General features: G+C 36.4%; 11 protein-coding genes and 1 tRNA gene. 8 read left to right on the top strand and 4 right to left on the bottom strand.

Annotation, left to right across the window (positions count from 1 at the left end; all coding sequences use genetic code 11):
• Positions 1–11 precede the first annotated feature (11 nt).
• Positions 12–3,122, bottom strand: a complete 3,111-nt coding sequence (locus AC6QZF_RS03815) for a PAS domain S-box protein (RefSeq protein WP_499798543.1) — start codon at positions 3,120–3,122, stop codon at positions 12–14.
• 271 nt (positions 3,123–3,393) lie between these two features.
• Here AC6QZF_RS03815 and ppk1 point away from each other — a divergent pair, with 271 nt between their 5' ends.
• From ppk1 to AC6QZF_RS03840, 5 genes are all read left to right on the top strand, one after another.
• Positions 3,394–5,487, top strand: coding sequence for a polyphosphate kinase 1 (ppk1, locus tag AC6QZF_RS03820; RefSeq protein ID WP_499798544.1), 2,094 nt, complete (start codon positions 3,394–3,396; stop codon positions 5,485–5,487).
• A 103-nt stretch (positions 5,488–5,590) separates the two neighbouring features.
• Positions 5,591–6,880, top strand: a complete 1,290-nt coding sequence (locus AC6QZF_RS03825) for a peptidylprolyl isomerase (protein ID WP_499798545.1) — start codon at positions 5,591–5,593, stop codon at positions 6,878–6,880.
• Positions 6,881–6,890: 10 nt separating this feature from the next.
• The gene (locus tag AC6QZF_RS03830; RefSeq protein ID WP_499798546.1) at positions 6,891–7,268 is read left to right on the top strand and encodes a response regulator; all 378 of its coding nucleotides are present in this window, start codon (positions 6,891–6,893) and stop codon (positions 7,266–7,268) included.
• 2 nt (positions 7,269–7,270) lie between these two features.
• Positions 7,271–7,885 (top strand): hypothetical protein, encoded by a 615-nt coding sequence (locus AC6QZF_RS03835; protein WP_499798547.1) that lies wholly within the window; start codon positions 7,271–7,273, stop codon positions 7,883–7,885.
• A gap of 18 nt (positions 7,886–7,903) precedes the next feature.
• Complete coding sequence (locus AC6QZF_RS03840; protein ID WP_499798548.1) at positions 7,904–9,094, top strand: sensor histidine kinase; 1,191 nt, start codon at positions 7,904–7,906, stop codon at positions 9,092–9,094.
• Here AC6QZF_RS03840 and AC6QZF_RS03845 read toward each other — a convergent pair.
• The 3 genes from AC6QZF_RS03845 to AC6QZF_RS03855 all read right to left on the bottom strand — a co-directional run bounded on the left by AC6QZF_RS03845 (position 9,091) and on the right by AC6QZF_RS03855 (position 11,207).
• Positions 9,091–10,173 (bottom strand): RluA family pseudouridine synthase, encoded by a 1,083-nt coding sequence (locus AC6QZF_RS03845; protein WP_499798549.1) that lies wholly within the window; start codon positions 10,171–10,173, stop codon positions 9,091–9,093. The genes AC6QZF_RS03840 and AC6QZF_RS03845 overlap by 4 nt on opposite strands.
• Entirely contained in the window at positions 10,160–10,777 is a 618-nt protein-coding gene (lspA, locus tag AC6QZF_RS03850) for a signal peptidase II (RefSeq protein WP_499798550.1), read from the bottom strand. The genes AC6QZF_RS03845 and lspA overlap by 14 nt, the downstream gene beginning before the upstream one ends.
• A gap of 348 nt (positions 10,778–11,125) precedes the next feature.
• Positions 11,126–11,207: transfer RNA gene (locus tag AC6QZF_RS03855), tRNA-Ser, on the bottom strand.
• Between the two features lie 194 nt (positions 11,208–11,401).
• On the opposite strand from AC6QZF_RS03855, the gene AC6QZF_RS03860 reads away from it, so the two are divergent.
• The 3 genes from AC6QZF_RS03860 to AC6QZF_RS03870 are packed head-to-tail and all read left to right on the top strand — an operon-like array spanning position 11,402 to position 14,528.
• Positions 11,402–12,046, top strand: coding sequence for a TetR/AcrR family transcriptional regulator (locus AC6QZF_RS03860; protein ID WP_499798551.1), 645 nt, complete (start codon positions 11,402–11,404; stop codon positions 12,044–12,046).
• Positions 12,046–13,467, top strand: coding sequence for a TolC family protein (locus AC6QZF_RS03865; RefSeq protein WP_499798552.1), 1,422 nt, complete (start codon positions 12,046–12,048; stop codon positions 13,465–13,467). Before AC6QZF_RS03860 ends, AC6QZF_RS03865 begins: the two co-directional genes overlap by 1 nt.
• A 23-nt stretch (positions 13,468–13,490) precedes the next feature.
• A complete protein-coding gene (locus AC6QZF_RS03870; protein WP_499798553.1) occupies positions 13,491–14,528 on the top strand; it encodes an efflux RND transporter periplasmic adaptor subunit in 1,038 nt (345 codons plus the stop codon).
• Positions 14,529–14,534 lie beyond the last annotated feature (6 nt).

Raw genomic sequence — 14,534 nt, forward strand, 5'->3', positions numbered from 1 at the left:
TTCAATATAAATCAAGTACTTTTAACAACAGGAAGAGTGAAGTAAAATGTTGAACCTTTATTTTCCTTACTGTTAAGATAAATAATTCCGCCGTGTTTTTCAACAAATTCTTTGCATAATATTAGTCCAAGTCCCGAACCCGTTTCTTTCTCAGTACCTTTAGTCGTAATTTGTGCATCTATTCTGAATAGCTTATCTTTATGTTCTTCGGGAATACCAACCCCGTTATCTTCGACAGCAATTTCAGCAAAATCTCCTTCTACCTTGTTAATAAAAATCTTAATTCTTCCGCCACGATGAGTGAATTTTATTCCATTCGTTACAAGATTTCTTACAACTCCCGTTATCATATTCCTGTCGCAATAAACTACGAAATCATCAGGCACATTTATCGACAAATCAATTTCTTTATTGGTTGCAATTTCTCGCAAAGTGTATAGTGAATTATTTATGATTTCTTTTAATGTGATTTGCTCAGGATTATACGGTATTTTCCCAAGTTGTAATCGCGACCATTGCAATAAGTCATCAAGCAATTTATATACAGAATTTGCTGAATTATATATTGCTTGCGACATCTTACGAAGTTCACGCAAGGACAAATCTTCCAGATCTTTGGCCATCATATCGGTTAGTCCCAAAAAACCACTGAATGGTCCACGTAAATCGTGCGAAATGATTGAGAAGAAGTTATCCTTTGCCGATATAGTTTCTTCAAGTCGTTGCTTGATTTCTTCGAGCTCTTTTATTAGATTATTCTTTTCTTCCAGTGTTTGTTCTATCTTTTGGTTTGACAGTTTTAATGCATCTAATAGTGCTCTCTGCTCTTCATCAGCTCGCTTTTTATCGTCAATATCTTCTATAAAACACAATATTTCATCATCTTTTAATAACACAGCAGAAATTTTCGCCCAAAATACTTTTTCTTTTGCATCTTGCATAATTATTTCAATTGTTCTATTTTCACTATTTAAAGTTGAAAGTGTATCTATAAATAAATCGTGCTTCTGAAAAATAAAATATAATATATTTTTATTAAGTAGATTTTCTTCTGATGTTTTAATTAATTCCTGAAATGCTCGATTACAGCCATGAATGATGCCATCCTTCCTAATCGAGACTATTCCCATCGGTGCAGCCTGAATGTACGCTTTGAACGTTTTGTAGCTTTGTTCAAGCAAATTCTGATTAATTTTCTTTTCTGTTATATCGAGCAAATTTAATAATACATATTCACTGTTCCCAGATTGAATAAAAGAAGTCGTTGCCAGAAATGTGTATTCTCTAAGCATACCATTGAGCATAAGTTTTGCGTTGTGTTCGATACCGGTAACACTCTGTCTGGTTTCGAGTGTTTTCTGTATAGCTTTGTTCAATTTGCACTCAGAGCAATCAGGTCCAAATCCGCAGCCAAGATCCGAATCTTTCTCGTGTATGCAACCAAAACAACCACAGGCTCTCTTGTTAATAAGCTCTTCAAGTGGAATCCCCAGGAAATCTGTTGTTGTTTTATTAGCGTAGACTATCCTTGAGTTGGTATCCAATAAGCTAATTAGTACAGGTGAGCTATCATAAATTGCTTGTAATTCTGTGTTTATTTTGTTGAGTTCTTTTATTAACTCTCTTTCGTATGTTATATCACGCTTTATAGCGACATAATTTATGATTTTACCTTTGTCGTTTTTTACCGGCGTTATTGTTAAAAACTCTATATATTTTGAACCATCTTTACGCCTGTTGATAATTTCTCCTTTCCAAGTTTTACCGTTTGCTATCGTTTTCCACATAGTTTTGTAGAATTCTTTGTTCTGTTCACCGGAATTAACAAGCTCCCTTGGATTTTTCCCTATTGCTTCTTCCAGCGAATAGCCTGTTAGTTCCGAAAATGCAGGATTTATATACTGTATGTTTCCTCGAACATCAGTTATGACAACACTTTCCGTTGTAGAATTGATGGCAGAATTCAGTAGTTGTAGCCTTTCTTCTTGCAAACGTTTTTCTTTGTCAATATCTATATGTGCAGCAATAATTTTAGTTGGGTTGCCTTCTTTATCCCATTCAGTTACTCTACCATTACATTTTACCCACTTCCAATTTCCATCTTTTGTCTTCATCCTATATTCGTGACTAAATTGTCCGTGCTTATTTGAAATAAGTTCCTTTATTGTTGTTTCTACTTTTTCCCTATCTTCTATATGAATATGTTCAATAATATTTTCTATACTGTTTTCAAATTCATCAGGACTATACCCTAATATTTTAAAGAACTTATGATTTAATGCAACTTGCCCATTTGCAATGTCATATTCCATAATGCTATTATCAATGATATCTGTAATAGTTTCCAGCTTTCTTAAATAGGATTTCCTTTTTGTAATATCTCTTGCCGCTCCAACAAAACCAACCAAAACTTTTTCTTTAAACACTGGTTGCGAACTAACTTCAAGCCATACTAAATTGCCTTTTGGTGTTGTGTATGGGACCTCAAAAACGGCATCTTCTATTGTTCCTTTTTCTAAAAAAATTTTTTCCCTATTCATCAACAAAGCGAACAATTCACTTTCTTCCGAAATGTCCAATAATTTTAACACAGATTTCCCTATTACTTCCTCACAACTCAGACCCGAAATCTTTTCAAATGCAGGCGAAACATATTTAATAATGTAATTTTCATCAACCTCCCAAACTACATCCTGTATGCTTTGCATATACAAATCAAATCGCATCTTTTCATTTAATATCGTTTCTGATTGTGCCTTTTGAAATGTGATATCTCTATTGTCGGCTATTCTCCCTATATATTTGCCGTTTTCATAAATTGGCCTGCATATGTGCGAAATGGTTTTTATTTGTCCGCTTTTCGTAACAATTCGAAATTCTACTTCGAATGTGTTGGGATTTTCAGTATAAGCGACTTTTGCATGTTCAATATATTTTTCTTTGTCTTCATCGTAAACAATATCTATCAAAAAATTATTATTTACTTCTATCTCTTCCATCGAATACTCTGTGAATTGCTCTACTGATTTTGAATGGAACTCTATTTTCCCTTGCGGGGTCATCCAATATATCCAATCAGCAATGTGGTCCGCAATTATTTTTAATGATTTTTCTTTCATCATTTATTATTATAAATGTATTAATACTATCACTGTTATTGTATTGACTTTGTTACTATCACAATATTGCAAAAAATTTAATCAAAAATAATAATCTTCAATTAAGTAAAACTACTGATTTTTCTATTGTTCTAAAAAATTAATAATTTATAATTAAACAAATTTATTTCAATTTATATAAATTTTATTTTTATCTGAAATATTATAATTGCTTGATTTTTCGAAATATAAATATTAATTTATATTTCTCATTTGCAATTTTGTAGGAAGCACAATGAATAAATCAAATAAAACTCAAACAAACACAATAGACTTTTTCGCTCCTCAGTATTATATTAATCGCGAGCTCAGCTTAATTGAATTTAACCGCAAAGTGTTGCTCGAAGCTGAAGGTAATCAACATCCTTTGCTTGAGCGTCTTAAATTCGTATGTATTTTCAGCTCCAATTTAGACGAATTTTTTATGATACGCGTCGCCGGGCTGAAAAGCCAAATTGCCGAAGGTGTTATCGAATACTCTTACGATGGCAAAACCCCTCACGAGCAACTCACAGAAATTCGCAACGCTCTGCTCCCGCTATACCAGATGCAAGAAAGACTGCTAAACGAAGAAATTTTACCTGAACTTCGTAAATACGGTGTTGTCTTCCATCGATTCGACGAACTTGATGAAAAGGACAAATCTTATCTGGAAAAATATTTTCGTGAGAATATCATGCCGGTGCTTACTCCTCTTACTTTGGGTCCTGCAAACCCTTTCCCGCGACTGATTAATCGTAGCTTAAACATTGCTTTTGCATTTCAAGATAATTTAGCTGATGATGAGGATCGCCGTATAGGGTTCTTGCAAATTCCTACTGTTGTACCAAGATTTATACCTCTCAACGGCAAACGTAAAAACAACTATATTCTTGTCGAACAAGTTGTTCGTGCTTTTGCTGAACAACTCTATCCCGGAATGACTATTCTTTCGTCGAACACTTTCCGTGTTACTCGTGATGCTGATATTGAAATTGCCGAAGACGAAGCTGAAGACCTGCTTTCAGAAATTGCCGAACAAGTGAAACAACGCCGATGGGGTGGTGCCGCTGTCCGTCTCGAAGTTAATTCCAATATGCCCGACTTCGTCGCTAATATCCTTATGAAATCTCTTGATTTAGAACCAACTGACGTCTATACTCTGAACCGCCCGCTCAATCTTCCCGATTTTATGGAATTGCTAAAACTCGAACTCAAAGATATTAAAGATAAGCCATTCTCTACACGGGACCTACCTCAATTCAAGCAAGATGGTCCCGGCGTGTTCGAAGCTATTCGTCAATCTGACCTGCTTGTGCATCATCCCTATGATTCATTTACAAATAGCACTTTGCGGTTCTTAAATCAAGCTGCCGACGACCCCGACGTCCTCGCTATCAAGATTACTCTCTACCGCACTGGTCGATATTCGGCTATCGTCGAGGCTCTTAAACGTGCCGCCGTAAATGGAAAATACGTTACTGCTTTCGTCGAACTTAAAGCTCGTTTCGACGAGGAGTCCAACATAATCTGGGCAAAGGAACTCGAAAATGTTGGCGTTCACGTCGTCTATGGCGTTCCTGGACTGAAAACCCACTGCAAAATTGCTCTTATTGTTCGTCGCGAAGGCGGTAAATTAAAAAAATATCTTCATCTCTCCACTGGCAACTACAACCAGGTTACTGCTCGCATCTATACCGATATCGCAATGTTCACCGCAAATGATGAATTTGGCGACGACGCTGTTGATTTGTTCAACTACCTTACGGGTTATTCTCATTACGATAATTGGAAACATTTTTCTGTTGCACCGATTAATTTGCATAATAAATTGATTTCTTTTATTCGCCGCGAAGCCGAACTTCATTCCCCCGATAATCCCGGACTTATTATTGCAAAACTTAATCAAATTGCTCAAAAAGAAGTTATCGCTGAACTCTACAAAGCTTCTTGCAAAGGTGTCAAAATTCAACTTATTTGCCGTGGTGTTTGCTGCCTGAAACCTGGCGTCCCAAATATTAGCGAAAATATCGAGGTCCGCTCTATTCTTGGGCGTTTCTTAGAGCATAGCCGTGTCTTCTACTTCAAAAATGGTGGCAACGAAGAAGTTTATCTTTCAAGTGCCGACTGGATGACACGCAATTTGCATCGCAGAGTAGAAATAATGTTCCCTGTCTATCAAAATAACTTAAAGCAACAACTTATTGAACTTCTCCATCTTTATTGGAAAGACAATTCTAAATCTTGGCGATTGCTTCCCGATGGCTCTTACGAAAAACTATCCCTATCGAAGGGCGCTAAACAGTTTTCCGTGCAAGAATATCTACTAAAAAATAATAAAAATAATTAAATACTATTGACTTTTTTTATTGATTAATTCGTTATAAATTTGAATTTATCATTTATTTGTGATAAATTATATTCTATTATTTTCAATATTTTTTGTGCTTTGTATGAAGAAATTTTTGTTGTTGATATGCCTTCTGCTTGTTAGTTCACAATACGCTCAAAGTCAGCTTTCACGAGGAGAAACAATGGACAAAGTGCTGGCTGTTGTCGGTAATGAAGTGATTTTGCTTAGCGATGTGCGTGGACAACTTCTGATGATGGCTCAGCAAGACCCACGAGTAAATCCCGACGACCCAAAGCTCTTTCAGGAATTGCTTGATGCATTAATAAATGAAAAGCTACTTATTACTAAAGCAGTCGAGGATTCAATCGTAGTTACTGACGAACAAATCGAAGCTCGTTGGCAAGCTTTTCTACAAACTTTAATTCAGCAGTTTGGTTCAGAAGAAAGAGTTGAGCAAGTTTATAAAAAATCTATCAATAGAATAAAATTCGAACTGCGCGACGATATTCGCAATAAATTGCTTTCTGCTAACCTTGTTCAGCAACTTATTGGAAATGTTTCAATTACACCAAAAGAAGTCGAAGAATTCTTCAAATTATACCGCGATTCTATCCCCAAAGTGCCAGATACTTATGAAATCTATCACCTTGTCAAATATGTTGATGTACGACAGGACGAAAAGAAACGAGCTTTGGAACTTGCACGAAGTGTTAGGGATTCTATTCTCAACGGTGGTGCTTTCGAAAGTTTTGCTGCTCGCTATAGTCAGGATTTTGCTACCTCCTCGAAAGGCGGAGACCTCGGCTGGGTTTCTCGTGGTAAGTTCTTCCCCGAATTCGAAAATGCTGCCTTTTCGCTCGAATCTGGCGATATCTCGCGCCCTGTCGAAACGCCATTTGGTTTTCACTTAATTCAGGTTGTCGAGAAAAAGAAAGATGCTATACACGCTCGCCATATTCTGTTCAAAATTTCGCAGTCGTCAGACGACTATGAACGTACTCGTGCTTTTCTGGATTCCCTTCGTTTAGTCGCTATCGAACAAAATAATTTTTCCGAGCTTGCCCGCCTCCATTCCGACGACAAAGAAACTCGCGGCTTTGGTGGGCTCATTGGCAGACTGCCTATGAATGAACTCCCCTCGAACTTCCGCGAACAAATTAAACAACTTAAAGATGGCGGTATTTCCGACCCTCTTTCTTATAATGTTGTCCAAAATAAACCTGCTTTCCATATTATTTATAAAAAAGCAACTATTCCCGAGCATTACGCTACTCTCAAACAAGACTATGAATATATAAGCAACATCGCACTTGATCATAAAAAAATGAAAATATACAATGATTATATCCAAAAATTGCGAAAAGAAATTTATTGGGAAGTTAAGAAATAGAAGGTTGCGTATGGACAATAGCAAAAAAATACTTATAGTCGATGATTCCATAGTTGCGCGGATGGCAATTAAGAAAATTCTTTCAAAAAAATTTAATTCTATTAAAGAAGCAAGCAGTGGGACAGATGCAATTGAATTGCTTAAAAACGAGCAATTTGATTGCATTCTTGTTGATTACCTCATGCCGGGCATTAATGGAGTTACTACAATCAAAATTATGCGCGAAATGGGTATCAATTCCCCCATTATTGTTATTTCTGCTAACCAACAAAAGGCTATCTTAGACAAATTCAGTGAACTGGGGGTTGTTGCCATCTTGAAAAAGCAAGTTGCCGAACAAGATTTGTTCGATGCTGTCGAAAAAGCTCTTTTTTCTCGCGGAGGTTAGTTATGAATTACGAACTTACTCAAATTCAGCAAGAATCTATTCTCGAACTGCTTAATATTGGTATCAATGAAAGCACAAATATTCTTAGCGGAATACTCAACGTCGAAATTGAACTTTCTATCCCAAGAATTCGCATTATCTCTTCCGACCGTCTTATCGAAGAACTAAAAGATTTGGGAAAGGAAGATTACTCAGCTGTGAATATGGAATTTCACAACAGTTTTTCTGGTATTTCTCAACTCGTCTTTTCGCAGGAAAGTGCTAACAAATTAGTTAATGTGTTCTCACGTCAGGTGCTCGATACTTACGAGTTCGACGAAATCAAAGCCGGCGCTCTGGTTGAAATCGGTAATATTATTCTCAATGCTATTCTTGCTACTTTCAGTAATTCACTCGAACACGAATTCGAATTCTATGTGCCTGTCTTTTTCGAAAACTACAAAAAGGAATTTTTCGAACAACGCCTGAAATTTATCGACGAAGTAGTTCTTCTTGGCAAAGCAATATTTCTCATTGAAGAACTTAAAATTTCCGGTGATATTATACTATTCTTCAATATCAAATCCTTCCAATACTTCGTAAGTATTATTGACCAGTATGTAAACAAAATTAGTTAAATATTATTCTGTATTGCTATGCTCAAAGATATTTATTACGAAAATCCTTTAATTACTTACGACCATATACCAATAGGTATTTGCATAATTAATAGTAATTTCAATATTATTTTCTGGAATAGAACCCTTGAAGCCTGGACTAATATTCAACGCGAAGAAGTAATATTTAAAAATATATTTGAATTGTTTCCACATTTGCAGGCACCTAAATACAAGGCAAGATTAAAATTGATGTTCGAAGGGCGTCCACCGATGGTGCTTTCTCCGATGCTTAATGAATACTTTATCCCAATCAAAGATATTGATGGGAAATACCAGGCTCAAACGGTTACTCTTTCGTCTATCTCAACCAATGAAACTGGCTCATACAACGTAATCATTGCTGTCGAAAACGTTGCCACTTTATTCAATAAGGTTCAGCAATATAGGATGATTAAAAACCAAGCAATTGATGAATTAAATCGTCGCACCGAAGCCGAAGAAAAACTCAAAGAATATACAAAAAAATTAGAATTGCTGAATTCCACAAAAGACAAGTTTTTTTCCATTATTGCTCACGATTTGATAAATCCGATCTCCGCTCAATATAAACTTGTTAAAATACTTAAAGATAATATTGAACAATTCAGCAAAGAAGATATTATCGATATAATTGATGAAATCAAAAACTCAGCTTCACATACATATAAGTTGCTCGAAAATCTTCTTACCTGGTCTCGCTCCCAGCTAAACAAATTTTCTATTCATATTGAGCAACATAATCTGTCCGAGATAATTAAATTGGCTGCAAACGATATATCTTCACAGATAGTAGTGAAGAAAATTTCCTTTTACATCTCCGAAAACTGCAACTCAACTGTTTGTTGCGATAGTAATTTACTCGCAACTGTTATTCGGAACCTACTCTCCAACGCTGTTAAATTTACAAATTATGGAGGTAAAATATCAGTTAGTTGCCGTATCGATAACGATTTCACTTATATTTTTGTCGAAGACAACGGAGTGGGTATGGACGAAGACACTTTAAACAACCTATTTAAATTAGATAAAACACAATCTAAACTCGGAACTAATAAAGAAGTTGGAACGGGGCTTGGACTTGTCATCTGCAAAGAGTTTGTCGAGAAAATGAGTGGCGAAGTCTTTGCCGAAAGTAAACTGGGCGTTGGAAGTAAATTTACTATAAAATTACCCACTTGCCCGAATTAATAAGCAAAACCGCCTTTTCTGAATAATTCCAGAATCTGCTGGAAGTCATCTGGAAGCTGACTATCGAAACGCATAAATTGCTTCAACGCTGGGTGATAAAATCCCAGCGTTTTTGCGTGTAAAATTTGACGCTCGTTCGCTATACCTAAGCACTTTTCTGCTGTGGAACGAAATTTTGGGTTTTCCCCGCCGAATACAATTGTTGTCCCACCATAAGTTGGATCCCCAAAAATTGGATGCCCAATGTTGTGCGAATGAACACGGATTTGATGTGTTCGCCCCGTATGCAATACAAACCGAGCGAGCGACACATACTTATAATTTTCAAGCACTTCGTAATCAGTTTTGGCATATTTCCCACCTTTCGGAAGAATAGTGAAAATCTTGCGGTTTTTGGGTGAACGCCCAATATTTCCGACAATTGTGCCTTTCTCTTGCTTCAGATTGCCCCAAATAATTGCCTGATATTCGCGTTCGGTTGTCTTTTCGGCAAATTGTCGCGACAATTCTGCGTGAATTGTTGCATTCTTTGCTACAACAAGCAGACCCGAAGTGTCTTTGTCAATTCTATGCACTAATCCCGGACGTACAGCGTCGCTTGCATAAATTTGTTCATCGGTTAGTTCATCATCATTGTCGCTTTCTTCGTCCTCTTCTTCGATCTCAAGTTTTATTGCCTCGCGCAACCCAAAATGATAGAGCAACGCATTAATAAGTGTTCCGCTTCTGTGCCCAATCGATGGGTGAACAACCAATCCTCGCTGCTTATTGACAACTACAAGATGCTCATCTTCATAAGCTATTTCAATTGGTATCGGCTCAGGAATTAGCTCTATTGGCGGAAGTTTCATAATTATGCATTCAACTTCATCGCCAGGCTGAATTTTGCGGCTTGCTTTTGCAGGTTTCCCGTTTATTCTTACACAATCTGCATCTATGGCTTTTTGAACACGGTTGCGAGTCGCTCCTGCAATCGCCCGTGTTAAAAAAACATCCACTCGTTCAGGCTTTTGCCCGCCTGTGATGCTAAATCTATAAATAGTTTCGACTTTCTCAGGATAGTTATTATTCGGCTGCATTTTCTTTCTGCAAATCCTCTGTTCGCGTTCTATTCCCAAAGATTTCTTTTATTCCTGGTAGTTTATTGTGAAATAATATCAATAGAATTATTCCACAAGTAACGCAACTATCCGCAATATTGAAAATAGGGAAGTGCGTGTAGTTTATGCCCATAAAGTTTATGTCTGGTATATCCACCTGTATGAAGTCTACCACATGCCCATAAAAAAGAGGCTGTGTCCCGTAAAAAACACCATAGAAAACTCTATCGATTAAATTTCCAACTGCACCAGCAAACACTAAACTAATCCCAATTTTCACAGCTTTTTGAGCAAAAGTGATTTTATATAAGTAGTAGCCGAGCACAATTGAAGCAAATATGGAAAATAAACTTAAAAAAATCTTTCCCCAGCCAAATTCTATTCCAAAAGCCATCCCGGGATTTTCTATGTATGTAAGTTGCAGTAATGTCCCCCAAATCGGTATTGACTCCCCATAATACATTCCTTCGTGCTGCCACCCGAACAAATTAAAGCCTTTCACGGCAAGTTTAGTCGCTTGATCGAATATTATTAATAAAATAGAAACGATAAAGTATATATTATTATTTTCTCTGTTTTCCATAAATTTTTCATTAATAAATCACATAAAGAACAAATATAGCAAAAAATAAACTAATTTTTTGCAAATAGTGCAAATTGAAATTTAGTCGCGAGATAAATGATAACTTTTTAAATAATAATTAATAAAAAGGTGTTATTCTGCTTACAGCTCATAACATCTCTACGAAATATATGTTCCAAAAGTGTTACAAAAATAAAAAAGTAAATTTTAGATACAAGACCTCTCTTATGTTGCTATACGATTTGCAGGTTGTACCAATAAATACTAAGTCGAAAATAAAAAGACTAAAAAGTGAGCAATTATATAAGATATTTCGAATAAGAAATGTAATCGAATGTATATCTCTTGCGGAGGATGAGGGACTCGAACCCCCACAGGCTTGCGCCCGGCGGTTTTCAAGACCGCTGCAATACCATTATGCGAATCCTCCGTAGCGTCTTGAACTACAAAATTAATTTATTTTTTATTTTCTTCCAAAAAATTTTTTTTGTCGGCTCCGCTTTTCCATCAATAATTGAAAATAATTGAAACTTACGTAAAAAAATTACGTATTCTCTTCGAAATATTTTTTATTTTTGTGCATCAAAAAAACTGATTTTGTTTTTTAAGTTTTTGGAGTTTACTTTGGACGTTAAAGATAAAATACTTAAAGTTGCGCGCGAAGAGTTTGTTCGACTTGGTTACCGAAATGTCCGTACTGACGAATTATCTCAAAAAATTGGTATTAGTAAACGCACTCTCTACGAACATTTCCGAACAAAAGAAGAATTGTTCGAAGCTATTATCGATTTAGAACTCGAAAAAATCAAATCTTTCGTCGAGAACATTATTGAATACGTCGAGCAAAACCCACAGGCTAATCTAATCGAAGAAATTAACAAAATATGGCAATTGAATGCTGATTCGGCAATTGAATTTACCCGTGAATTTTTCGATGATATGCAAAAATATACTCCTCATCTCTGGGATAAAATTTATCAGTTTCGCCAAAAAGTAATCGAAAAAAACTTTGTCCGTATCTTTAAAACTGGCGTCGATATGGGCTTCTTCCGTTCTGATGTGAATATTGAAGTCCTTTTTCATATGCACCTTACTCTTGTGCAAAATCTTGTTACTCCATCGATGATTATGCGATTGCAAGCCTCGCCAAAAGAGATTGTAGAAACTATTCTTAATGTTATGTTCAGAGGTGTGCTCACCGACTCAGCTCGCCAACAATATTCTGACTTTTGCAAAAAATTATGTTCAATAAATTTTCAAGAAAGTTGATGAAAAAACTATTATTCCTAACCATTATAGCAATAAGCACGCTTGCTGCCTCCGCTCAGATTAAGGTATATACGCTCGAAGACGCTATTCGAACAGGATTAGAGAACAATTACGACATCAAGCAAGCGGTTCTCGAAATCGAAAAAGCGCGCGCCGCTGTTCGCGAAGCTTACGGCTATGCTATGCCATCAGTGGATTTATCGGCTGGATTCAATCATTTCGTCGAAAAGCCAAAAACAGCTTTTCCAGATTTTGCCTCAATGCTTACAAATGCAACCTACGGAGTACTGTTCGACGAAGGTTTGCTGCCTCGCGATAATTCGAAATTTTTGCCAATGAAAACAAAATTACAATCGTTTGCACAAACTAATTCATACGAGACAAAACTCCAGGTATCACAAATCCTTTTCAACTCCACAGTTTTCGAAGGTATCGGCGCATCTGGCACTTATCTTCAAACCTCAAAAGTTTCATTGAAATCTAATATTGTTTCTAAAATAACAGAAATTAAGAAAAACTTTTACTCAGTCATTCTTACTAAAAAATTATTAGATATAACCCGCGAAAGTTTTGAAAATGCTCAACGAAACTTATCTAATGTGAAAGCTCTACGCGAACAAGGAATTGTTTCGGAATTCGATGCCCTCACAGCCGAAGTTCGCGTAGAAAACATTCGTCCTTCGTTGCTTCAAATGGAAAATGCTTTGAAAATGGCTAAGGAAGCATTGAAAATTTCAATGGCTATACCTCAATCACAAGATATTGACGTCGAAGGTGAAATTGACTATGACGAAGGCAATATTCTTCCCGAACAAACCGCTGTTGAACAGGCAATGAAAAACAATTACGATTTGCTCACCCTGGAGAACCTTCGCCGTGTCAATAATGCTTATGTTGAAGTGAATCGTTCTGATTATTGGCCATCTCTTGTTGCATTTGGAAGCTACTCTTTTAATGGATCTTCTGATAATTTAAACTTTAATAATTATAGAAGTGCTATCGTTGGATTGAGTTTTAGCATCAACCTATTCAACGGTATGCGAACCACAAACAAAGTTCAGCAAAGCCTCATTGAAGTTGAAAAAACTGACTACCAGATTATGCAACTTCGTCAAGCTATTTCTATTCAAGTAAAATCAAAAATAAATGATTTGGAACGTATTAAATCTAATATCGAAGCTCAAGAACGCAATGTGAAACTTGCTGAACGTGGCTACGAAATTGCTACCGCTCGCTATCGCGAAGGAACCGGCAGCCAGCTCGAAATCGAAAATGCAGACCTTGCTCTTCGTCAGGCTAAAACTAATCTCTTGCAATCGTATTACGACTGGACAATTGCTAAAAACGAACTTGAAGCCTTGCTCGGTAACATTAGTTCCAGATATTTCACAATTTATTCTAAATATATTGATGAAAATTAATAATTCAAGGAGTTATATAAATTATGAAAAGCTTTAATTTATCAAAAACACTTTTATTTGGATTAATTGTAGTTTTGTCCCTTTCCGCCTGCCAGAAAAAGGTGAAACCAGGCAAAAGTATTGAACAAATTCGCGCCGAATCAGGTGTCCCCGTTAGGATTATGACTATTGGTGAACGTGGATTTGAAAAAGACCTTAGCTTTTTTGCTAAAGTCTCCGGTATTAAAGAAACAATGCAACAAGCTGCTATCGAAGACAAAATCGTAAAAATTAATGCTAAAGTTGGTTCACGCGTTAGCGAGGGACAAGTGATTGTTGAGTTCCCAAAAGACAATCCTCGTATTCAATATGACCAAGCAAAAATTGGTTACGAAAACGCTAAAAAACTCTATGAGCGTATGAAGCAATTGCTTGCTGCAGGCGAAACCTCACAACAAAATTTCGACAACGCCGAAGCTCAATATTTAGTTGCAAAACGCAACTGGGAATCTATATATAAATTGATTTATATCGAATCGCCAATAAGTGGCACAATTACACAAATGCTTGTTAAAGAAGGTGATAAAGTCAAAGCCGGCGACAATTTATTTACAGTTGCTCAACTCAACAAAATGAAAGCAAAAGTTTGGGCTTCTCCTGTTGAAGTTCAATATATCAAACCTGGTATGGACGCAACAATGAAAATAAATGGTGATCAATTTACTGGAAAAGTATCTGTTGTTGATTTGTCCATCGACCCTCAACATAACGCCTATGGCGTGGAAATTGTCTTCGACAATTCTCACGGAAAAATCCGCAGCGGTGTTACAGCTGATATTCGCATAAACGCATATAAGAAAAATAGTGCAATCGTTGTGCCTCGTCGTTATATAGTTTTCGATGGAGACGATAAATACGTGTTCATTGAAAAAAATGGTAAAGCATACAAACAAGCGGTGAAAACTGGTGTCGAAAGTAGCATCGATATTGAAATTACCGAAGGCTTGAACCCCGGCGATCACCTTATCACAGAAGGAATTTTCCTGCTTCGCAATGGTAGTAAAGTTAAAATTGTAAATTAGAGGTGT

Source organism: Eximiradius sp. (assembly GCA_937127445.1).
In the GTDB taxonomy this organism is placed as follows: domain Bacteria; phylum Bacteroidota; class Ignavibacteria; order Kapaibacteriales; family UBA2268; genus JAKIZO01.

Coding starts and splice junctions, on each gene's coding strand:
- lspA (WP_499798550.1), bottom strand. CDS start 10,777: ATGGAAAACAGAGAAAATAATAATATATACTTTATCGTTTCTATTTTA.
- AC6QZF_RS03815 (WP_499798543.1), bottom strand. CDS start 3,122: ATGATGAAAGAAAAATCATTAAAAATAATTGCGGACCACATTGCTGAT.
- AC6QZF_RS03825 (WP_499798545.1), top strand. CDS start 5,591: ATGAAGAAATTTTTGTTGTTGATATGCCTTCTGCTTGTTAGTTCACAA.
- AC6QZF_RS03865 (WP_499798552.1), top strand. CDS start 12,046: ATGAAAAAACTATTATTCCTAACCATTATAGCAATAAGCACGCTTGCT.
- AC6QZF_RS03845 (WP_499798549.1), bottom strand. CDS start 10,173: ATGCAGCCGAATAATAACTATCCTGAGAAAGTCGAAACTATTTATAGA.
- AC6QZF_RS03830 (WP_499798546.1), top strand. CDS start 6,891: ATGGACAATAGCAAAAAAATACTTATAGTCGATGATTCCATAGTTGCG.
- ppk1 (WP_499798544.1), top strand. CDS start 3,394: ATGAATAAATCAAATAAAACTCAAACAAACACAATAGACTTTTTCGCT.
- AC6QZF_RS03835 (WP_499798547.1), top strand. CDS start 7,271: ATGAATTACGAACTTACTCAAATTCAGCAAGAATCTATTCTCGAACTG.
- AC6QZF_RS03840 (WP_499798548.1), top strand. CDS start 7,904: ATGCTCAAAGATATTTATTACGAAAATCCTTTAATTACTTACGACCAT.
- AC6QZF_RS03870 (WP_499798553.1), top strand. CDS start 13,491: ATGAAAAGCTTTAATTTATCAAAAACACTTTTATTTGGATTAATTGTA.